At 60.4% G+C, this 18,361-nt stretch carries 21 protein-coding genes, 1 tRNA gene and 1 pseudogene; 12 read left to right on the top strand and 11 right to left on the bottom strand.

Annotated features, from left to right (window positions below; translation table 11 throughout):
* Positions 1–306: 306 nt before the first annotated feature.
* Positions 307–936: a histidine phosphotransferase ChpT gene (gene chpT, locus NKL04_RS00565; RefSeq protein WP_023669947.1), complete on the top strand. Its 630-nt coding sequence runs from the start codon at positions 307–309 to the stop codon at positions 934–936.
* A gap of 244 nt (positions 937–1,180) precedes the next feature.
* Positions 1,181–1,549 (top strand): response regulator transcription factor, encoded by a 369-nt coding sequence (locus tag NKL04_RS00560; protein WP_023669946.1) that lies wholly within the window; start codon positions 1,181–1,183, stop codon positions 1,547–1,549.
* 85 nt (positions 1,550–1,634) lie between these two features.
* Here NKL04_RS00560 and ctrA read toward each other — a convergent pair whose 3' ends face one another.
* Positions 1,635–2,330, bottom strand: a complete 696-nt coding sequence (ctrA, locus tag NKL04_RS00555; RefSeq protein ID WP_006203583.1) for a response regulator transcription factor CtrA — start codon at positions 2,328–2,330, stop codon at positions 1,635–1,637.
* 449 nt (positions 2,331–2,779) lie between these two features.
* Here ctrA and NKL04_RS00550 point away from each other — a divergent pair, with 449 nt between their 5' ends.
* Positions 2,780–3,157 carry a flagellar export protein FliJ gene (locus NKL04_RS00550; RefSeq protein WP_023669945.1) on the top strand — a complete coding sequence of 126 codons (378 nt, stop codon included), beginning with the start codon at positions 2,780–2,782 and terminating at the stop codon, positions 3,155–3,157.
* A gap of 109 nt (positions 3,158–3,266) precedes the next feature.
* Here the strand turns inward: NKL04_RS00550 and NKL04_RS00545 are convergent, their stop codons facing one another.
* The gene (locus NKL04_RS00545; protein WP_023699710.1) at positions 3,267–3,668 is read right to left on the bottom strand and encodes a winged helix-turn-helix transcriptional regulator; all 402 of its coding nucleotides are present in this window, start codon (positions 3,666–3,668) and stop codon (positions 3,267–3,269) included.
* Between the two features lie 91 nt (positions 3,669–3,759).
* Between NKL04_RS00545 and NKL04_RS00540 the strand changes: the two genes are divergently transcribed.
* Positions 3,760–4,689, top strand: coding sequence for an NADP-dependent oxidoreductase (locus NKL04_RS00540; RefSeq protein ID WP_023699711.1), 930 nt, complete (start codon positions 3,760–3,762; stop codon positions 4,687–4,689).
* 64 nt (positions 4,690–4,753) lie between these two features.
* Here NKL04_RS00540 and sciP read toward each other — a convergent pair whose 3' ends face one another.
* Positions 4,754–5,029 carry a CtrA inhibitor SciP gene (sciP, locus tag NKL04_RS00535; protein WP_013529904.1) on the bottom strand — a complete coding sequence of 92 codons (276 nt, stop codon included), beginning with the start codon at positions 5,027–5,029 and terminating at the stop codon, positions 4,754–4,756.
* A 257-nt stretch (positions 5,030–5,286) separates the two neighbouring features.
* Between sciP and mnmA the strand changes: the two genes are divergently transcribed.
* Positions 5,287–6,477 carry a tRNA 2-thiouridine(34) synthase MnmA gene (gene mnmA, locus NKL04_RS00530; protein ID WP_023683624.1) on the top strand — a complete coding sequence of 397 codons (1,191 nt, stop codon included), beginning with the start codon at positions 5,287–5,289 and terminating at the stop codon, positions 6,475–6,477.
* 64 nt (positions 6,478–6,541) lie between these two features.
* Here mnmA and NKL04_RS00525 read toward each other — a convergent pair whose 3' ends face one another.
* On the bottom strand, positions 6,542–7,501 hold the full coding sequence (locus tag NKL04_RS00525) for a Gfo/Idh/MocA family protein (RefSeq protein WP_023699712.1): 960 nt from the start codon (positions 7,499–7,501) through the stop codon (positions 6,542–6,544).
* 235 nt (positions 7,502–7,736) lie between these two features.
* Between NKL04_RS00525 and NKL04_RS00520 the strand changes: the two genes are divergently transcribed.
* A tRNA-Met gene (locus tag NKL04_RS00520) sits at positions 7,737–7,813 on the top strand.
* Here the strand turns inward: NKL04_RS00520 and NKL04_RS00515 are convergent.
* The 4 genes from NKL04_RS00515 to NKL04_RS00500 form a co-directional block, all read right to left on the bottom strand.
* The gene (locus tag NKL04_RS00515) at positions 7,770–8,465 is read right to left on the bottom strand and encodes a hypothetical protein (protein WP_352724002.1); all 696 of its coding nucleotides are present in this window, start codon (positions 8,463–8,465) and stop codon (positions 7,770–7,772) included. The genes NKL04_RS00520 and NKL04_RS00515 overlap by 44 nt on opposite strands.
* A gap of 202 nt (positions 8,466–8,667) precedes the next feature.
* Positions 8,668–9,396, bottom strand: a complete 729-nt coding sequence (locus NKL04_RS00510; RefSeq protein WP_348529177.1) for a recombinase family protein — start codon at positions 9,394–9,396, stop codon at positions 8,668–8,670.
* Positions 9,397–9,866: 470 nt separating this feature from the next.
* Positions 9,867–10,322 (bottom strand): helix-turn-helix domain-containing protein, encoded by a 456-nt coding sequence (locus tag NKL04_RS00505; protein ID WP_023686247.1) that lies wholly within the window; start codon positions 10,320–10,322, stop codon positions 9,867–9,869.
* Positions 10,323–10,329: 7 nt separating this feature from the next.
* A complete protein-coding gene (locus NKL04_RS00500) occupies positions 10,330–11,010 on the bottom strand; it encodes a hypothetical protein (RefSeq protein WP_023699714.1) in 681 nt (226 codons plus the stop codon).
* A gap of 135 nt (positions 11,011–11,145) precedes the next feature.
* Here NKL04_RS00500 and NKL04_RS00495 point away from each other — a divergent pair, with 135 nt between their 5' ends.
* The gene (locus NKL04_RS00495) at positions 11,146–11,388 is read left to right on the top strand and encodes a helix-turn-helix domain-containing protein (RefSeq protein WP_023699715.1); all 243 of its coding nucleotides are present in this window, start codon (positions 11,146–11,148) and stop codon (positions 11,386–11,388) included.
* An 85-nt stretch (positions 11,389–11,473) separates the two neighbouring features.
* Here the strand turns inward: NKL04_RS00495 and NKL04_RS00490 are convergent, their stop codons facing one another.
* The gene (locus NKL04_RS00490) at positions 11,474–11,689 is read right to left on the bottom strand and encodes a helix-turn-helix transcriptional regulator (RefSeq protein ID WP_023669907.1); all 216 of its coding nucleotides are present in this window, start codon (positions 11,687–11,689) and stop codon (positions 11,474–11,476) included.
* Between the two features lie 129 nt (positions 11,690–11,818).
* Positions 11,819–14,866: a Ti-type conjugative transfer relaxase TraA gene (gene traA / locus NKL04_RS00485; RefSeq protein WP_023691675.1), complete on the bottom strand. Its 3,048-nt coding sequence runs from the start codon at positions 14,864–14,866 to the stop codon at positions 11,819–11,821.
* A gap of 172 nt (positions 14,867–15,038) precedes the next feature.
* On the opposite strand from traA, the gene NKL04_RS00480 reads away from it, so the two are divergent.
* The 3 genes from NKL04_RS00480 to NKL04_RS00470 all read left to right on the top strand — a co-directional run bounded on the left by NKL04_RS00480 (position 15,039) and on the right by NKL04_RS00470 (position 16,685).
* Positions 15,039–15,365, top strand: coding sequence for a conjugal transfer protein TraD (locus NKL04_RS00480; RefSeq protein ID WP_023686249.1), 327 nt, complete (start codon positions 15,039–15,041; stop codon positions 15,363–15,365).
* 1 nt (position 15,366) lies between these two features.
* Positions 15,367–15,615, top strand: a complete 249-nt coding sequence (locus tag NKL04_RS00475; protein ID WP_023669904.1) for a conjugal transfer protein TraD — start codon at positions 15,367–15,369, stop codon at positions 15,613–15,615.
* Positions 15,616–16,154: 539 nt separating this feature from the next.
* Positions 16,155–16,685: a Ros/MucR family transcriptional regulator gene (locus tag NKL04_RS00470; protein WP_023669903.1), complete on the top strand. Its 531-nt coding sequence runs from the start codon at positions 16,155–16,157 to the stop codon at positions 16,683–16,685.
* A gap of 88 nt (positions 16,686–16,773) precedes the next feature.
* On the opposite strand, the gene NKL04_RS00465 is transcribed toward NKL04_RS00470, so the two are convergent.
* Positions 16,774–17,085 carry a DUF736 domain-containing protein gene (locus tag NKL04_RS00465; protein ID WP_023669902.1) on the bottom strand — a complete coding sequence of 104 codons (312 nt, stop codon included), beginning with the start codon at positions 17,083–17,085 and terminating at the stop codon, positions 16,774–16,776.
* 662 nt (positions 17,086–17,747) lie between these two features.
* On the opposite strand from NKL04_RS00465, the gene NKL04_RS00460 reads away from it, so the two are divergent.
* Positions 17,748–17,939, top strand: a complete 192-nt coding sequence (locus NKL04_RS00460; RefSeq protein ID WP_155929562.1) for a hypothetical protein — start codon at positions 17,748–17,750, stop codon at positions 17,937–17,939.
* Positions 17,899–18,130 (top strand): annotated as a pseudogene (locus NKL04_RS00455) (hypothetical protein). Before NKL04_RS00460 ends, NKL04_RS00455 begins: the two are co-directional and overlap by 41 nt.
* Positions 18,131–18,361: the final 231 nt, after the last annotated feature.

Below are 18,361 nucleotides of genomic sequence, written 5' to 3'. Positions count from 1 at the left end.
GCACCCGTCCGGCTCTTTAGGCGGCCGTTAAGGATGACTGTTACGGGCAAACTATGCCGTAATCCTTTTTCAACCATTAACCTCCCACATGAACATGGCGGTTCGAAGGCTGTTTCTGACGGTCTGCGCGGGCTCCGATCCTGTGCAAAGATGCCGTTTTTCTCACAAGAATTGTGGATTGTTGCTGCACGCTCGGGCGCTGTGTATTCAGAATGCCTGGGGGGGAGAGAGCGTGATTCGGGTGGTGAGCGTGGCTGTCGGCCGCGCGGCCACCAGGATGTGAATTTTAGCAGGGATTTTTCGCCGATGGCTGAGCTTTTCTCTCTCTCCGCACCCGATCTCGCAGCGTTGTTGTGCAGCCGAGTCTGCCACGACATCATTTCGCCGGTCGGCGCCATCAACAACGGCCTTGAACTCCTGGACGAGGGCGGCGCCGACGAAGACGCCATGAAACTGATCCGGCAGAGCGCCAGAAACGCTTCGGCCCGCCTGCAATTCGCCCGCATCGCCTTCGGCGCCGCCGGTTCGGCGGGCATGATGATCGACACCGGCGATGCCGAGTCCGTCGCCATCGCCTTCCTGAAGAACGAGAAGCCGGAATTGATCTGGAACGGGGTTCGCGCCCTGCTGCCCAAGAACAAGGTCAAGCTGCTGCTCAATTTGCTGCTCGTCGCCAATGCTGCCATCCCGCGCGGTGGCAGATTGGTGGTCACGCTGGAAAACCTCGACACCGAGCCGCGCTTTGCGCTTGCCGCAAGCGGCCCGATGCTGCGCGTGCCGCCGAAATTCCTCGAGCTCCATTCCGGCAACAAGCCCGAGGAGCCTATCGACGCCCATACCGTCCAGCCCTACTACACGCTGCTGCTGGCGCGTGAGGCCAACATGACGATCTCGATTCACGCGACCGCCGAAGAGATCGTGCTGTCCGCGGCCTGAGCGAAGCCGCTCGGCAGGACGTCCGAGCATCAAGAACAATCAAGTATCTTTTCCCGCTGATATTTGCGGCAATTCAGAACAAGCAAGTTTCATTGCCGGCAACGCCCCTGCCGAATGGGGCTGCAAACGACATGTTTGTAAAAACTTTACCTAACGGCTTTTCTGCTTCTTTACCAGATTGGCCTAGTGTGCATCCCGATACCGGGATGCCGCCGGTTCGCACCATGGCAAAGAGGACCCGGAAATGAAGCGCTGCATGTTTGTCGACGATTCGAGCGTCATCAGAAAGGTTGCAAAACGGATTCTTGGCGGCTCCGACATGGTGGTGATCGAAGCGGCAACTGGACTTGATGCTGTCGAGATGTGCGCTGCCGAGATGCCTGATGTGATTGTCGTCGACGGCGCCCTGCCGGACATGCAAGCGGTCGACGTCATTCGCCAGGTTCGCGCCATGGAGAGCACGATCAAACCGCAGATTCTGATCTCACTGGTCGAGGTCGATGTTGCCTCGATCATGAAGGCAAAGCGCGCCGGCGCCCAGGGTTATCTGTTGAAGCCGTTCAACCGGCCGCAACTGCTCGAACGTTTTCGTACCTTGAAGGTTGCCGCCTGACTCGGCACGTCCTCGGCCAAGAAGGACAGCAAAAAACCCGGCCTGAGCCGGGTTTTCTCATTAAATTCAATCGGATGGTGTTCGCTCAGGCGCTGACGCGGATGTCTTCCGGCTCGCGCAGCACATAGCCGCGACCCCAGACCGTCTCGATGTAGTTCTGCCCACCGGATGCTGCGTCGAGCTTCTTGCGCAGCTTGCAAATGAAGACGTCGATGATCTTCAGTTCCGGTTCGTCCATGCCGCCATAAAGGTGGTTGAGGAACATTTCCTTGGTCAGCGTGGTGCCCTTGCGCAGCGAGAGCAACTCCAGCATCTGGTATTCCTTGCCGGTCAGATGCACGCGCTGGCCGCCGACTTCGACGGTCTTGGCGTCGAGATTGACCACCAGGTCGCCGGTGGTGATGACCGACTGGGCATGGCCCTTGGAACGGCGCACGATGGCATGAATGCGGGCGACCAGTTCGTCCTTGTGGAACGGCTTGGTCATATAGTCGTCGGCGCCGAAGCCCAGGCCGCGCACCTTGTCCTCTATACCGGCCATGCCGGACAGGATCAGGATCGGCGTCTTCACCTTGGACAGGCGAAGTGTCCGCAAGACTTCGTAGCCGGACATATCGGGAAGGTTGAGGTCGAGAAGAATGATATCGTAATCATAAAGTTTACCGAGATCGACACCTTCTTCGCCGAGGTCGGTCGTGTAAACATTAAAACTTTCAGATTTGAGCATCAGCTCGATGCTCTGAGCGGTTGCACTGTCGTCTTCTATCAGCAGAACGCGCATTTCATTCCCCTTTTCTGCCGCCGGACCATGTCACGACCCATCCGGGACCGGAGCAGTGATTGCCTGAACAGAGGCTGCCATCGAATGGTTAACAAAACCTAATTCCGCACCAAGGACGGTACCAGATTTTTTAACCCCTTTCTACACCCTCTTGAATCTAATGATGAATCACAGAACCAAATCGCTAATGCAACACATTAATAAGTCGGACTAAGTGACTCAAGGGACTCGCTGGCCGGCTTCCGTATCGGGAGCCGGAATTTTTACCCGGCCTTAAGTCCTCGCCCTTATGATTAACAATGCGCGTAAACGAATGGTTACTGCCGGCAAAAAACTTTAGGGATTTGTTTCCCATAGTTCGGGGAATGCCGGTGGATACGGGCGACGCCAGGCCCTGGCGGGCGGATTGGACGATATGTGCAGGTGTGCGTTTCCGGGAGTACCGAATCATGAAGTCACGTGAAAACCTCGTTCGGCTGAAGCAATTTCAGGTGAATGAGAAGCGGCGGCAGCTGCTGCAGCTCGACATGATGATCGCCGAGTTCGAGCGCATGGCCGTTGAACTGGAGCTTCAGATCACCGCCGAGGAGAAGAAGGCCGGCATCACCGACATCAATCATTTTGCCTATCCGACCTTCGCCAAGGCGGCGCGTCTGCGCCGTGATAACCTCAGAAACTCTCAAAGCGACCTCGCCCAGCAGCGAAGTGCTGCCGAATCATTACTCGGCGAAGCTGAAGCGGAGCTTTCCAAGGCCGAGATGCTGGAATCGCGCGACACCAAGATCCGCGACGCGGAACTCGGCGGTCGCAGCGCCATGATCGGCTGACGGCAGGGTTTTAACCCGACCGGCGCCGCCTGACGCCGCGCTTTGCTTTGCGTGTAGCGCGCCAAAAGGCTCCGGCGCTGCTGATCCGGCCCGTAAGGCGGCCGCAGCTTCAGGCCCGTGCCAAATCCCTTTCCAGGTTCGCCGCCGCCCTCGCCCGCGCTTGCTTGATGTCAGGCACATGCTCTTCCGACCAGGAGCGTATCTGGGTGAGCAGCCCCGCCAGGTTCTGGCCAAGTTCGGTCAATTCATATTCGACCCGCGGCGGGATCACCGGAAAGATTTCGCGCCGCACAAGCCCGTCGCGCTCGAGGACGCGCAGCGTCTGCGTCAGCATTTTAGGCGTGATGCCTTCGAGCTTACGCGCCAGTTCGCCGTTGCGCATCTGGCCACGGCGCAGCGCACAAACCGTCAGATAGACCCATTTGCTGGCCAGCATCTCGAGCACGGCGTGCGAAGGACACGTCCGCTGGAAGGCGTCATAGCCGGAGCCGCAATCATTATCACTATCCATGAGGTGCCTATATATGGAAAAGGTACATACTGGACAAGGGAATATTACTATCCAAATGATAGTGGCACAGAAACCCCAGCAGGAGCCTCCCATGCGTGCCGTTGTCCAGAATTCAGTCGGCGGACCCGACGTCCTCGTCATCGCCGATCGCCCCGCGCCCTCGCCCAAGTCCGGCGAAGTGCTCGTGCGCGTGCATGCTGCCGGCATCAATCCGGTCGATGGCTCGGTGCGCGCCGGCTACTATCCATTGCTGGGCGAACCGCCCTTCACTTTGGGCTGGGATATTTCAGGTACGGTCGAGGCGGTAGGCCCAGGCGTCGATGGCGGCCTCAGGGTCGGTGACGCCGTGTTCGGCATGCCGCGTTTTCCCAAGCAGGCCGCGGCCTATGCGGAGCTCGCTGTGGCCCCGGCCGATGAAATCGCACCGAAGCCGCAAGGCATTGACCACAATCATGCCGGCGCGCTGCCGCTGGCCGGTCTGACCGCCTGGCAAGGCCTTGTCCGCCATGGCGGCCTGAAGCGCGGCCAGCGCGTGTTGATCCATGCTGCGGCCGGCGGCGTCGGGCATCTGGCGGTGCAGATCGCCAAGGCGCACGGCGCTTATGTCATCGCCACCGCCAGCCCGAAGAAACTCGATTTCGTCCGCTCGCTCGGCGCCGATGAAGTGGTCGACTACACCAAGCGAGATTTCACCGCCGAGGTCAGCGACGTCGACTTGGTGCTGGAGCCGATGGGCGGCGACCATGCCGACCAATCGCTGACAGTCCTGAAGGACGGTGGCGCCCTGGTGTCGCTGCTCAATATCCACGACACCACCCGAGCCAAGGCTGCTGCGCGTGGGATCCGCGTCGAGCGCATGTCCGTCGTGCCCGACCGTGAAGGCCTCGTCGAACTTGGCAAACTGGTCGATGCGGGAAAGCTTGCGGTCCATGTGGCAAAGGCGTTTCCGCTCGAACAGGCGGGCGCCGCGCACGCTTTTCTCGCCACTAGGCCGATCGGCAAGGTGGTGCTGACGGTCTGAAGCAGGCATTACCGACAGGCAAAAGGGCGCGGTTACCGCGCCCTTTTCTGTTGTGGTCCTGGCTCTAGTGCCGGTATTGCTGGATGCGCGTCGTGCGCAGCCCGGCAAGGCCGTATTCGTCGATCGACGCTTGCCAGGACAGGAATTCCTCGGTGGTCAGCTTGTAGCGCTGGCATGCCTCGTCGAGGCTCAAAAGCCCGCCGCGCACCGCAGCAACCACTTCCGCCTTGCGCCGGATAACCCAGCGACGTGTATTCGTCGGCGGAAGATCGGCAATCGTAAGAGGGCTGCCGTCAGGCCCAATAACATATTTGACTCGCGGTCTAACAAGATCGGTCATCGTACTCTCTACTAAAAACTCAAAGACCCAATCCCCACCACATTACCGCCACAGCTTTAAAAATTGCCTAAGCGAACCCTAATGAGTAGGTAAGGATCATGAACGCCGCGTTAGTCTTTTCGTCGGCATTTGAGGCAACGGCGGGCAGGCGCGCAATTTTCCCGCAAAATCGGCACCGCCGCAAAGCTGGCGCCGCTGGTGTGGTTGACCTATATTCGCGCCACTGCCATTGAAGCGCCGCGCAGAACGAAAGAACCATGAACAGCCTCGACCTTCCCGCCAGCCCGCAAAACACCCGCATCGTCGTCGCCATGTCGGGCGGTGTGGATTCGTCTGTCGTTGCCGGCCTTTTGAAGCGCGAAGGCTATGATGTCGTCGGCGTCACGCTGCAGCTCTACGACCATGGCGCCGCAACGCACCGGGCCGGGTCGTGCTGCGCCGGCCAGGACATTGACGATGCCCGCCGCGTTTCCGAGACACTGGGCATTCCGCATTACGTGCTCGACTATGAGGAGCGCTTCCGTAAGGCGGTCATCGACCCGTTTGCCGAAAGCTACGTCGCCGGCGAAACGCCCATTCCGTGCGTCTCTTGCAATCAGACGGTGAAGTTCGCCGACCTTTTGGCCACCGCCAAGGACCTTGGCGCCGATGCGCTCGCCACCGGCCACTATATCCGCTCCGGGGCCAATGGCGCCCACCGCGCGCTGTTCCGGCCCGTCGATGCCGACCGCGACCAGAGCTATTTCCTGTTTGCCACCACGCAGGCGCAGATCGACTATCTGCGCTTTCCGCTGGGTGGGCTGTCCAAGCCTGCGGTGCGGGCCATCGCCGAAGAAATGGGGCTGACCGTTGCCGCCAAGCAGGACAGTCAGGACATCTGCTTCGTGCCGCAGGGCAAATATTCCGACATCATCGCCAAGCTGAAGCCAGCTGCCGCCAACCCAGGCGACATCGTCCATATCGACGGCCGCGTGCTCGGTCGCCATGACGGCATCCTGCGCTATACGATCGGCCAGCGCCGCGGCATCGGCATCGCCTCGGGCGAGCCGCTTTACGTCGTCCATCTCGACGCCGACCGGGCCCGTGTCATCGTCGGCCCGCGCGAGGCGCTGGAGACCCACAAGATCTATCTGCGCAACATGAACTGGCTGGGCGATCGCGCGCTGTCCGACATTCCGGCCGCCGGCATGGAGCTGTTCGCCAAGGTCCGCTCGACGCGGCCGCCGCGCCCGGCCGTGCTGCATCACCGCGCCGGCAGCACCTTTGTCGAACTGGTCGACGGCGAGTCCGGCATCGCGCCGGGACAGGCCTGCGTGCTCTATTCCGACGACGGCAACGAAGCCCGCGTTTTCGGCGGCGGCTTCATCGAGCGCTCCGAGCGCGGCGCCGAGGCCGAAGCCATGCTCAGCCGGCTCGCAGCCAGGCCGGCGCAGATTCCCGCTGAGTAAACACTACCCTCTCGGAGACAGTTTTAGTTTCGATCTGCCTTAAGAGCAGAGTTTCGAAACGGTCTCAGGACTTTGTGTGCGTGACCGTGCCCGCCGTCAGGATGCGCAGCACCCTGATGGCTTCCTCGCCGCTGGTGCGCGGCTCGGCCCGCGTCTCGATACACTGGATAAAGTGCTCGAGCTCGCGTGTCAGCGGCATGCCCTGGCCGACCGCGACATAGGACGGCTCGTTGGTGGTGAAGGCCCACTGGCCGCTGTCCTGCCACACCGCGTGGCGGTAGACGGCCAGCTTGCGCTCCCATGGCTCGACATCGTCGAACACCGCCATTGCCTTGGTGCCGACCACGGTCAGCCGCCGCTCGCGATAGGGATTGAGCCGCGAGGTGAAGAGATGGCTGCGCAAGCCATTGGGAAAACGCATGTGCAGATGCGCGAAATCGCTGAGATTGTCGAGGAGTGCGGCCCCCTCGCCCCTGACGTCGATCGGCTCGGTGCCGGTGATGGCCAGGATCATCGACAGATCGTGCGGCGCCAGATCCCACAGTGCGTCGTTCTCGGTGTGGAATTTGCCGAGGCCGAGCCGGTGCGAGTGGATGTAGCGAACCTCGCCGAGCTCGCCATTGTCGATCAGCGCCTTCAGCGTCTCGAAGGCGGGATGGAATCGCAAGACATGGCCGACCATGAACACGCGGCCATTGTCCCTGGCCGCCTGCACGGCGCGCTCGGCGTCGGGCACGGTCAACGCAATCGGCTTTTCCACCAGCACGTCCTTGCCGGCCTCAGCGGCGCGCACGGCAAGATCGGCATGGAATTGCGGCGGCAGCGCCATGACGATGGCGTCGATATCATCACGCACGAACAGCTGGTCGGGCTCGATCGCCAGGCAGTCCTGCTCGCTGGCAAAGCCTTCGGCCCGCGCCCGATTGGCATCGGAAACCGCATGTAGCGCGCCGAGCGCCTTGAGGGTGCGGATGTGGTTGCTGCCCCAGTATCCGCAACCGAGGACTGCAATGCGCGGCTTCATCAGCTTCAAACTCTAATTTCTTGGCCGAGACATAGCGGCGTGCCCCGTCGAACTCAACCCCGGTGGCTTACCGGAGATGCCAGCCCGGCAAAGCTTTTACCGGCGACAATATGCCGGCGCCCTCGCGCATCGATGCTTGACAGGCTCGCCCTCCCAACCTTATATCCGCGCGACCTTGGCGAACGCCTCGAAATGCCTTTCGATTTAAGGCGGATTTCGGGCCTTTCGCCGCCCTGGCGGGGTAGCTCAGTTGGTTAGAGCACGGGAATCATAATCCTGGGGTCGGGGGTTCAAGTCCCTCTCCCGCTACCACCATTCCCCCCGCTCGTTTGACGCCGTGGGGGAAGGCACCCTCGCCCAAGAGTGCCGTTAACCGCCCAGCGATTTCGACTTCGACGCCGCCGATCCTCGATGGATCTCGAAACACCGTGACGGTTTCGACCAAGTCGCGCATTGCCTCTGCACATTCGGAATCGCCAAAAGCAATGCCCTTAGCAAGCCCGGTCCGAAGTTGGTTTAGTTGTTCCTCGTAGCGAGCGAGCACCGCAGGGTGCAGCGCGATCACTCCCGTAGCGGCGGGCACCCGATCCAACTCGGCTAGAATGCCCTTACGCTCTTCATTCAGCGTTGTTGATTGCGGTCCCAGCACGGCTGGGTCGCCATAGCCCTTGGCAATGGCGTTGACCAGGCGCTCGATCTCCCGAGTTAGTTCTTCAAGCCGTCGCTCCAAACGGCTGCGCCTGGCATCGGTGTCGGCTGCCAAGCGCTTCCGTTCTTCGTGGTAGGTCTGGACGTACTGGGCAATCACTTCGGGATGGCGCAACTCGGCGGAAAGGCCGTTCAGAACTGCAGCTTCGACCGTATCCAAATAGAAGGTCTTGGGATCGGCGCATGTTCCGCTTTCAGTCGCGGCGGAACAGCGGATGCGAATGCGCTTGGACTTGTCCACGCCTTTCGACGACATTCCCGCACCACAGGCACCACACCTCAGGAGCCCCGTCAACATGTGCCGTGGTCGGCGCTGGTGGCTTGGATGAGTGGTTGCACGCGCCTTCTTGCGTGCTTGTGCTGCGTCGAACAGGTCGGACGGAACAATAGCGAGGTCGGGCACTGCGACTACTCGCCAGTCACCCTTGGGATTTGGGCGCGAGACACGTTTCCCCGTGTCAGGATCCTTGATCAATGACCCTGTTCCAGATCAGGCGGCCAGCATAAAGCTCATTGTGAAGCAGCCCCGTCCCTCTCTGCACATTTCCATTGATGGTGGAGGCATTCCAGGCACGACCGCGAGGCGGCGGTATGCGGTCTGTGTTTAGATCGTGAGCGATATCGCGCGGGGTTTGCCCTGCGACATACTCTCGAAAGACACGACGCACGATTTCCGCTTCATCCTCTGCGATCATCCGCTTCCCGGGATCGCCTAGCACGTACGAATAGCCATAGGTCAGACCGCCGGCGTGAAGCCCTTTGTTGACTCGGCCGGCTTGGCCCCTGCGGACTTTGTGAGCGATGTCCTCTCGGTATAGCTGGCCAACGAGACCGCGCAGGCCGACCAAGACCGTGTTCACCACGCCTTCGTGAACGGCACGAATTTCGATGCCGAGAAATGAAAGGCGTTTGTGAATGCCCGCAAGGTCTTCCATGTCGCGCGAGAGCCGATCAAGTGCCTCTACGACGAGCACGTCGAATTCGTGCTCACGCGCTTTGTCCATGAGCTGAAGTAATCCGTCACGGCCCAGGACGGAGCCACCGGAGCGTGCTCGGTCGTCAAACGTTGCGACAACGTTCAACCCCTCACGTTCTGCATATGCTCGGCACAAAGCGAGTTGATCGTCGATTGATCGCTCATTTTGAAGGTCGGTTGAGAAGCGTGCGTAGATCGCGGTTCGAGTCATGATAAGTTTTCTCGGCCTGTTCACGCTCGTGGTCTTCGCGAGCCGCTTGGCGCGCAAGTGCTTTTGCAAGGCGCAGAATCGCTCTATCAGGCGCTCGGAACAAGGCCCTTTTTTGGTGCCTCACAACCATTGCGAGTAGCGCTCGCTACGGATCGGCTGGGCTTCTGCTGAAAATAAGAATGCGCGGCTTGGTTCGATCCTGCCGAGATCATGATCTTGGTCCATGTCTCCCAGATGCGCGCATGCAGGAGATGAGAAAAGCCATCAAATTGATTAGTCGCAGAATTGGATAGCAAGGCGTGCTTTTCGGAAATCCGTAAGTCCCAACCTCAAGCCGCAAGCTATTCCGGGCGGCTCTGGAGAAGCTCTCAGGCATGTCTGGCGGGATCGCCTGACTACACCCACCGCCGTCTTTCCGAGGTTGTAGGCAACAAGTGGCGCGGGCCCTCACGACCTCCTCAACCTCGTTTCTAATACTCGTCTGGGCATTGCACAGGATCGATTTCCTTTCCCAATTCAAAGAGCAGAGACGACACGCGGTTGCGCACACGCGGGGGGAGTCGCATCAGCCTTTCGATCAAGCGTCTGCCTTCCGCGCTGGCGATGAATCCCAGGCGTTCGTCTACGGTCAGGAGCGGAGCGGTTGCCTCGCCATTGCCCGGCAGACCATCGAAGAAGCGGCTGACAGGAACATCCAGCGAGCGGGCGATTTCGTAGAGCGTGGAAGCGCTGACGCGGTTGCGCGCGCTTTCGTATTTCTGGAGCTGTTGAAAGCTGATGCGGATCGCACGGGCCAGTTGCGCCTGCGAGACGTCCGACTGGACTCGCAGAGTCGCGATCTGCCTGCCGACGTGACGGTCGGCCGGATGGGGACCGACCTCACCGTTAGGTGCCACACCGCTTTGAAAACGATCCAAGATTTTCATCAAGGCTTCACCTGCTCTGTGAGTTTTGCTGCTTTTCTGAGCTTGGGTTCGTCGCAACGTCTAAACGGTGAAGACGGACGAGGTCATTCAGTACCGATCGGATGTGCGGCCAGGGAAAATCGTCTGGATGTTCCCAGTGCTCACCGTCACGCAGGATGACCTTGAGCTTGGCCAAAATGCCTTCGATGGACGTGGCCGCTGTCTGCGGTAGATCATCCAGAAGTGCCCCTTCGACTGTTTCCGATTTTCGGATCAGTTCGTCTGTTCTCGAATAGCCGATCTCAGCATCAGCAGCGTCCCAGCGCGCCTGGTGTGCCACGAAATCCGCAAGCGCCCTGCCCCATTCGACTTCATTTTCAGGAGAGTGGGCATCGTTCAGGCTCTCGATGGAATGGAGCGTCACGTCCGTACCATCGGCAAGCCGCACCTTGGCGCAGGGAAAGCCAACTATCCTGGCGAGGTGTGTCTCCAACCGCTGCTGTTCGCGGCACAGCGCCAGTGTCTCATCATGGATTCTTTGCCAGCTCCCACACAGACGAAGAGCAGGATCGGCCGCGCTGCCGTCCGTCAGTTCGCCAGCCAGCGATTTTGCCTGGAAGGGCCATGCCGCCGCGCCCGTGGCCGCTCCCGTCAGCAAGCGCCGCCGGGTGATGAAAAACAAATTTATGCTATCGTCGGAATCATCCATGATCCGAGCTCCAAACAGCTTTGCATGGAGTGATACAGCCAAACGCTTTGGCGGCCTCAGTTAAATATCTGAATTTAAGATAACTGAAAATCAGATATAAAGGAAGCCCCCATCTGAGTTCAGATGAGGTGATAAGTGGTCGATACACTCGGTACGAATCGGCACAAAGCTTTGATCGCGCTGCTGATCAAAAACCGTGAAGCGGCAGGCCTTACGCAAGTTGAGTTGGCAACCAGGCTCGGCCAATACCAATCGTTCGTAGCTCGACTAGAAAGCGGACAGAGACGTGTTGATGTCGTGGAGTTTATAAACCTCGCCGAGATTCTCGGTTTTAGCGCTCCGTCAGCCATCAAGAAGCTATCGGAAGTAACAGGTTGAGCGATGGGAGCGTGTGACCGCGCTAGTGCAAATTGACAATTTGCAGAACCGGCAAGGAAGCCCCCAGGTTGTTGCACCTACCCGTTCAATCGGACCTCTTCACCTCAGCCTTCGACCCCCATCGAATGGGATCCTCAACCCAGCGGTTGATCTCGGATTCATGCCACCCGGCGCCATTGGTGCTGATCCTCAGTTGAGCCGGGAACGTGCCGTCGGCGATCTTGCGATAGATTGTCGAGCGGGACAGGCCGGTCCTGGCGAGGACTGTTTTGAGACGAACGATACGATCCGGCTCGGACATAGCTTGCGTCCACCTGAATGGTTGTAGCTGATTTCTGTTGGGACAGACAGGACGAACCCATGCCGGAGGCAATCCGATTTTTCGCTTCATCCGCCTGTAGCGTGAAAACGGTGGCAAATCGGAGGGGTGTCAGAGCCCAAGGCCCCGCCCCTTTCCGATGCCATGGCTGAATGCCAGTTCCACACCCAGACGCCGGCCGGATTCGACCTCGATGCCAAGCGCCTTCTTATGATTGGCAAGCATGGATTCAAGCTGCGGATCGCGTTCAAGGCTCTTGGCCATATCGGACATGGCCGAGCGCGTTGACTTGTAGCCGGACATGTCGCCGGCCTGATATTGCTCCCGTCCCGTCCGATCGAGCTTTTGCCAGCGTTCGACGAAACGGTCGGCGCGGCGGCCTGGATCGATGTCCATCCCGGTGCGGATTTCCGTCTCAAGCTGGAGAGCAAGCACGATGCGGCGGACACGGCCAGCCCCCGCCTCGTGGACAAGTTCGGGATTTTTCACATAAGCCGCTTCGGCATCGCGCCAGCCAAAGGGCCGCACCTTCTCGAAGGCCCTACGGGCATCCCTCAACTCGCGCATCTGCTCGGGACTGCCCAGCCCATCCGCATCTCCGTTGTGCGATATCGCGTCGATAGCGCGCGCGTGACGAATAAGCGCCTTCGTACGAGCGCTGCGCAACGCCGCTTCCGCGTCCACCGGCACATTCGCGCCGCGTGGCACTCCGGTGGCGAGATTTTCTCTGCCGGGCGTCGGGTCCGCATCTCCGATCCGTACCTCTACACTCTCCCTTCCCGGCCCAGGTCCACGTTCCTGCATGGGCACGGCGTCTGCGGGCGAGCGCAACCCGTCGAGCAGTCCGCCTATCCTGTCGCGCAGCTTCTCCGGAACGATCCGGCGCACGATCTCGACCGCGCGCTCGCGGAACGTGATACCGCGCCGTTCGGCATAGTGTTGCGCCGAGTCGACCTGCTCGTAATCCGACGCCATGTCTTTGGCGCGGTCCCGTGACAGCGTCCGGACGAGGCGTTCGCGGGTCGTGAAGTCATCGCTGCCGTAGTGCAGGTCCATTCCGTCTCGATGCCGCGACAGTGCGACGTAGCTGCCATGCGCATCCATGCCCGGTGTGGCGAGCACATGCGTCCGGTCGACGGTCATGCCCTGGGCCTTGTGAATGGTCGCGGCATAGCCGTGGTCGATGTGGGCATAGTCTTTCAGATCGAAGCGCACGGATCGGCCGTCGTCGATTTGAACCGTCATCCTCTGTATGCTGACCTCTTCGATCACGCCGAGCGTGCCGTTCTTGACGCCAAGCGCGCGCTCGTTGCGCAGGAACATGACACGGTCGCCGCCGGCGAAGGCCCTTGCACCGCGTTCCACATCCACCTGAACCTCGTCGCCGAGATCGCCGGCAGCGCGCATGCGCTCGCGCGCTGCCTGGTTGAGCGCGCTCACCTCGTTGTTTGTGTGGGTGAGGATGATCCGGCTTGCCTCTGGATGCGCCTGCCTGTCGCGATCCCAGCGCTCGACGAGTTCAGCTCGCGCCTCGTCGCGCGTTGCAGCCTGATGCACCATGCCTTGCGCATCGTAGGCGCCGATCGCGGCGCCGATCCTGCCGGTTGCCAGATCGCGCGTGGCATCGCGCTGCCAGTCCTCACGCTGCCGGCGGACCTGACCGATTTCGACGCCGCCATGACGCTCGTGGATGGAACGGAACGCGGCGCCGGCCTCGATCGCCTGCAACTGCTGCGGATCGCCGACGAGTACGACTTTTGCGCCAACGTCGGCGGCATGGGAAAGCACGCGCTCCAACTGGCGCGTGCCGACCATGCCGGCCTCATCAATCACCAGGACATCGCGAGCTGTGAGCAGATCGCGGCCCTGTCCCCAGCTATGCTCCATACTGGCGATGGTGCGTGATGAGATGCCTGATCCGCCTTCCAGATTCTCGGCGGCAATGCCGGAGAGTGCGGCGCCTCGAACCTCGTAGCCCGCCGCTGCCCATGCCTGGCGCGCAACGCCCAGCATGGCGCTCTTGCCCGTTCCGGCAAAGCCGACGACGACACCAAGACCGTTTCTATCGGTGATATGCGCCAGCGCATCGGTCTGCTCGCTCGAAAGGACAAGCCCGCGTTGCGCTGCGCGCGCCAGTGCCGCCTCGCGATGTGCCTTACTCACCGCGTGTCTCTCGTCCAAATCGATACGCTCCGCAGCGCGGTGAAGGCGCTGTTCGGTGTCGATCATCTGCCGAGTGGTGAAGCGATCTTCGCCACGTCCGTCCTTGCCGAGTTCAATCAGATCGGGTGCGTTGCTGATGGCTGCCACGACCGCGTTGAACTGCTCCACTCCGTCGCTGTGCCGATGCGAGAACTTCGCAATGTCCTTTCGGGTGAAAGTCGATTGCTGATGCGTGATGGCATCGAGCGCCACGGATGGATCGGCAATGATGCGCGCACCATTGTTGCGCGCGATGTCGCGATGCAGTTCGGCGCGATCTGCTTCAATGTCGCTAGCAGCAAGGCCACTGCCCTCAATGCGCTGTGCTGGCGCACCAATCTGGGTTTGCGGCTCCAGTGAAATGCCCTGCGCTTCCAGACTGCGATGATCGATGTGCGCGTCGATGTCGAGTTCGGCCAGGCGTTCATTGGCCAGCTCCGCCCATCGCTCGCGCCAGCGCTCAACCAGCTGGGTAGCATTCCAGTCTCGAACCTTGGCGCCAAAACCATTCTCGTCCACGGCCCGCATGGTCAGCATGACATGAGCATGCGGCTTGGGGCTTCCATCCTCTGCGCGGTCCCAGTGCACATTGAGATCGGCGACCATGCCCCGGCTTACGAACTCAGCCTGAACGAAGTCGCGCGCCAACTCGATGCCTTGCGCCTGGCTGAGTTCACGCGGGAGCGCAAACTCGACCTCGCGGGCAAGTTGCGCATCCTTCCTCACCTCGAACGCCTCGACATCGTTCCAAAGCCGTTCGCGGTCGCGCCAGGCCTCCGGTGCATCCTCCGGCAGCATCACCTCGGAATGAACGACACCGCGCTTGGCGGAGAAGTCGTGGCTGCGTTCTATCCGCTCGTCACTCAGCCGCGAGGCCGAGCGGTAGGCGGCGGACGCCACAGCGCTTGAGCCTGCCTTGCGGCCAATGACCTTGACGTGAAGATGATAGATCGCCATCGCGACCAGATCATTTGCACGTCAAAGCCCACGTCGGCACGACGTATAAGCGCGCCCTCCCTCGAAAAAATCTCGGGATGGACCAGCCCGTCCCGGGCTGTCTCGGCGACCCTGAAGCCTTCCGGCAGCCGCTCCCCTATCATCCTCCGACCGACAACCGATGGAGACAGCCATGCGCAAACCGCGGGACTTCGACGCAGAACTTCAAGCCCTGGAAGAAAAAGCGCGAGAGCTCAAAACCAGAAAGGTGCAGCAGCTTGGCGAGCTGGTGATCGCCACCGGCGCCGATCAGCTCAGCGCCGACGAACTGGCGGGCGCACTGGTCGCAATCACTGAGACGAAAGACACGGCAAAGCGTGAGGCATGGGCTAAGCGTGGGGTGATGTTTTTCGAGAGCAGGTGCCGGCGAACTGCTTCGGCATCTCAGCGCAACCCTCGCGGCGCTCCAGCGCAATCGGGCAGCGCGCAATCGCCGGCAGGCGGCACAGGCTCGCAATGACATGAGAACATGGCAGGTGGAGCGTCGCAAACGCACCCGACAGCTGATCGAGCTTGGCGGTCTCGTCCTCAAGGCAGGCATTGTCGAGCTCACCAATGACGATCGCGCAATCATCTACGGCGCGATGCTCTGGATCGCCGCGAAGCTGCAGGGCCATGACGGTAAGCATGCCCGGGAGCTTTTGGCCGCGAAGGGAAAGCAGGCATTCGATGGTGAACGGCGTGAAGAGCAGATGGACTGGCGAACATAGCCACAGTTGGCGCGAGCAGCGGCCAATCCAAAGTCGGAACAGCAAACTTCCGCCGGTGTGCCAGCGCCGCAGTCAAGCGCTTGCGCAGGAAGCTTTCGCGATCTCCTCGCGACCGCCGACAATCTTCTCTCGCGAGCCTTGATCCTGATCATATAGAGCGCAAGGCTCGCGTTGGCGACGCTCGTCAAAGCGGGCGCTGCCCTATGAGCGAACTTCAAAATCCAGATCGTGCCCTCGAAACCTCCCACGCCCTCCAGATTCGATCATGCACACTGCGCATTGATACAAACTCTATAGCCAGGGTGAGAGCCAGCGGCATTGCTCTGCACAGCTGGAACGGGCGGAAAAGTGAAGGAAGCTCCTCGCTTTAGATGAGATAGGCAAAAGCATCCCAGCCGATGGGACAACAGAAGCGAAACTTACTCTTGTCATGTTGCGCAAGAGAGGTGGATTTACGAAGAAACGTACTATTTGCGCCGTGGGCAGGCTAGAAAAATCAAACGTCGCTCAATTCATCCGATACAAAAAAGGGAAATCATATGACCACTGCTCTCGAGCAAGGCAACAAACTGGATACCGTGTCGATAACGGCTGACATTGTCGCCGCCTATGTATCGAACAATCCAGTACCGGTTGGCGAGTTGCCAAAACTCATCGGCGACATCCATGCCGCCCTGAATGGCATCGGCACGCCGGCGGTAGAACCTGTGGTAAAACAGGACCCGGCAGTTTCGATCAAGAAATCGGTGACACCTGACTTCATCATCTGTCTGGAAGACGGAAGGAAATTCAAATCGCTCAAGCGGCACCTTCAGCACTTCAACCTGACCCCCGACGAATACCGGCAGAAATGGAACCTGCCGTCCGACTATCCGATGGTGGCGCCGAACTACGCGGCTACCCGGTCGGCTCTGGCGAAATCAATAGGGCTCGGGCGCAAGGCGGCGACGCCCACGTCTGCCGCGGCGGAAAAACCAAAACGGGCTACTCGTGCGGCGGCAGCGGCGACGACTGCGGCGGCCATGAAGTCGCCGCTGAAGAAGGTCCGCAAGGCGCCGGCCAAAGCGTAACGCGCTGCACCTAGCGGACGTGCCAAGTTGTATAGGACCTGAACATGGCAAAGCCCCGCCTTGCGGCGGGGCTTTGTGTTTTGTCGGGTCACTCTGCGGCGCGGCGTGACCAGATGAGCGAGAACTCACCCTCGGTGTCGGTCTCGACCAGGCTCGCATAGATCGGAGCGGGGAAGCTGGGATCGTCGAGCTTGACCGAGTGGTAGTCGCGTCCCTCGCGCGAGGTCTTCTTCCATGCCGCCCCGAACTCGGTGGCGCCAGCGAAGATGCGGAAGTCGGGACCCTTTTCATTTTCGCCATCCGTCGGAGCGAACGTTACCGTCTTGACGTTGAGATTGAGGGTCTTGACCGAGCCGGAGAAGCCGTTCGCGGTGCGGGAGAAAGTGCCGATCGTAGCCATGGTGATGTTCCTTTGTGTTTTCTCGGGCCGCGCCCATCGCGGCCTCGATGGTGGACGTGAGACCGGAAACGATCGGTCTGCATCCCGAAGGGGCTGAAACGAAGTGGAAGACGGCGACGCGAGGCTTTCTTGGACCGTGAGGAATGGACGCGCAGCGGACAGGGGAAGAAAACGCAGCGCCGACGTTGCGAGAAGACGATCGAGACGGAGTGAAACGAAGACGGTCTTCGGTCAGACCCAATCCATTCGAGGACGCCTTGGGCGTGGCCTGGAAAGAATACCCGGAAGGAACGCCACATTGGCTAAGATCCAGTCAGGGCCATTGTAGCTTGCGCCCTGCGCTTCTGAATTTCGGTCACAGACCTTCCTCACGCGCCAGGGCGGTGTTGGTCCTACTCCTAACCGGTGAAGAAGGGACGTCCGATTTCCCTAATCTTTGGGCTGAATCGTCATCGCGTTCGGGGCGGCTCCGAAGGCGACCAATTGATTGCTGAGGGCAGCACTTCTAAGCCGACAGATGCCGACGATTTCCTATAGATGCGTCACACCTGATCCTCCACCGCATGGCCGAATGTTCCCGCTGCGGTCACGCCGACGCGCGGTGAGGCATTGCTGGAAGGTCGGATTCACGCCGGGCGTCTGACGCCGAGGTGATGCGCTGCGTGACTTTCCCGATAAGAGTGGTGGAAATTCCCGGTTCGACCATTGGTTTGGAGGTGCACCCCGAGCATCTGCCGAAGCGCTTGATGATCCACAAGCCGATGAAGATCGACGGCAAGGTCGTCTGGCACACAGAGATTTCGAGGGTAGGACATGGCCAGGTCGAAAGGTTCGCAGCAATTATCACAGGCTGAAATTGAGCGCTTTGTGACGGCAGCGGAGGCACTGCACTTAAGTATCATCAAGCCGTTTATATCGCCCGATAGCGACCACTTACCGGCAGACGCGCGTCCTGCATGAGGTGCTGTTGAAAGCCGTGCGGGAAGTCACCGGGAAGGAAGTGGCGTTCATCCAGTGGAACGGGACAGGGCCGTGCAAGCCGTAGCGTGGCTCTAGCCGTTTTCGCAGCCGATCCCATCGCCGTGGCGGTCCAGATCATAGATATCCCTGCCGACAACAGTGACCGGGCCGCGTACATAGGCGGACCATTGCCCTTTCCGGAGGAGCAATCGACGTCGCTGGCGATTGGAACGCAGGCTCCCGCGTAGTTTGGGGCGCACGCGTCTTCGGCATGAGCGCAGCCGATGAAAGATGCCACACCAAAAGCGACCGCGCC

The organism is Mesorhizobium sp. C264A, assembly GCF_040324515.1.
Lineage (GTDB): Bacteria > Pseudomonadota > Alphaproteobacteria > Rhizobiales > Rhizobiaceae > Mesorhizobium.
Note: the sequence above shows the minus strand (reverse complement) of the source record. Positions and strands in the feature narration are given on the sequence as shown.

Bases quoted from the DNA above. Each gene is read 5' to 3' on its own strand.
- NKL04_RS00540 (WP_023699711.1), top strand. From the start codon at position 3,760: ATGCGTGCCGTTGTCCAGAATTCAGTCGGCGGACCCGACGTCCTCGTC.
- NKL04_RS00475 (WP_023669904.1), top strand. From the start codon at position 15,367: ATGAGAACATGGCAGGTGGAGCGTCGCAAACGCACCCGACAGCTGATC.
- chpT (WP_023669947.1), top strand. From the start codon at position 307: ATGGCTGAGCTTTTCTCTCTCTCCGCACCCGATCTCGCAGCGTTGTTG.
- NKL04_RS00470 (WP_023669903.1), top strand. From the start codon at position 16,155: ATGACCACTGCTCTCGAGCAAGGCAACAAACTGGATACCGTGTCGATA.
- traA (WP_023691675.1), bottom strand. From the start codon at position 14,866: ATGGCGATCTATCATCTTCACGTCAAGGTCATTGGCCGCAAGGCAGGC.
- NKL04_RS00490 (WP_023669907.1), bottom strand. From the start codon at position 11,689: ATGTCCGAGCCGGATCGTATCGTTCGTCTCAAAACAGTCCTCGCCAGG.
- ctrA (WP_006203583.1), bottom strand. From the start codon at position 2,330: ATGCGCGTTCTGCTGATAGAAGACGACAGTGCAACCGCTCAGAGCATC.
- sciP (WP_013529904.1), bottom strand. From the start codon at position 5,029: ATGACCGATCTTGTTAGACCGCGAGTCAAATATGTTATTGGGCCTGAC.
- NKL04_RS00560 (WP_023669946.1), top strand. From the start codon at position 1,181: ATGAAGCGCTGCATGTTTGTCGACGATTCGAGCGTCATCAGAAAGGTT.
- NKL04_RS00505 (WP_023686247.1), bottom strand. From the start codon at position 10,322: ATGAAAATCTTGGATCGTTTTCAAAGCGGTGTGGCACCTAACGGTGAG.
- NKL04_RS00525 (WP_023699712.1), bottom strand. From the start codon at position 7,501: ATGAAGCCGCGCATTGCAGTCCTCGGTTGCGGATACTGGGGCAGCAAC.
- NKL04_RS00550 (WP_023669945.1), top strand. From the start codon at position 2,780: ATGAAGTCACGTGAAAACCTCGTTCGGCTGAAGCAATTTCAGGTGAAT.
- NKL04_RS00510 (WP_348529177.1), bottom strand. From the start codon at position 9,396: ATGACTCGAACCGCGATCTACGCACGCTTCTCAACCGACCTTCAAAAT.
- NKL04_RS00480 (WP_023686249.1), top strand. From the start codon at position 15,039: ATGCGCAAACCGCGGGACTTCGACGCAGAACTTCAAGCCCTGGAAGAA.
- NKL04_RS00465 (WP_023669902.1), bottom strand. From the start codon at position 17,085: ATGGCTACGATCGGCACTTTCTCCCGCACCGCGAACGGCTTCTCCGGC.
- NKL04_RS00515 (WP_352724002.1), bottom strand. From the start codon at position 8,465: ATGTCGTCGAAAGGCGTGGACAAGTCCAAGCGCATTCGCATCCGCTGT.
- NKL04_RS00500 (WP_023699714.1), bottom strand. From the start codon at position 11,010: ATGGATGATTCCGACGATAGCATAAATTTGTTTTTCATCACCCGGCGG.
- mnmA (WP_023683624.1), top strand. From the start codon at position 5,287: ATGAACAGCCTCGACCTTCCCGCCAGCCCGCAAAACACCCGCATCGTC.
- NKL04_RS00545 (WP_023699710.1), bottom strand. From the start codon at position 3,668: ATGGATAGTGATAATGATTGCGGCTCCGGCTATGACGCCTTCCAGCGG.